Origin of the sequence: Acetomicrobium sp. S15 = DSM 107314, assembly GCF_016125955.1 — a bacterium.
GTDB lineage: Bacteria > Synergistota > Synergistia > Synergistales > Thermosynergistaceae > Thermosynergistes > Thermosynergistes pyruvativorans.
In genome coordinates, this window is sequence record NZ_JADEVE010000267.1 from 1 (window position 1) to 308 (window position 308).

Sequence of the window (308 nt, forward strand, 5' to 3'; positions counted from 1 at the left end):
CATCTATGCCCTTGAGGGAAAACCCTTCATCGTAAGCCAACCCTGCCACATTTGTGGTGCCAAAACGCTCTTCTATCACATTGACCGTGGCATGTTCGTAACGACTTAATAATACAATCAGACCGGATTTAAAGGAAGACCACTCTTGAGGACGGAGATGGCATTTTGAACAGCCATCATCCCCATCTTGTCCGTAGCCTTATCTGTAGACCCTCCCATATGCCAGATCCATCGAGCCTGGGGTTTAACGGATGAGCGCTTGTATCCCAACCGTTGAAGTCCCCTACGACAGAAACGCGCCTGGCGTT

1 protein-coding gene is annotated in these 308 nt (G+C 49.7%); it reads right to left on the reverse strand.

The window, feature by feature from the left end; genetic code table 11:
• Positions 1–176: 176 nt before the first annotated feature.
• The coding region (locus EZM41_RS07265) for a hypothetical protein (RefSeq protein ID WP_198470454.1) at positions 177–308 on the reverse strand (132 nt) is incomplete at its 5' end.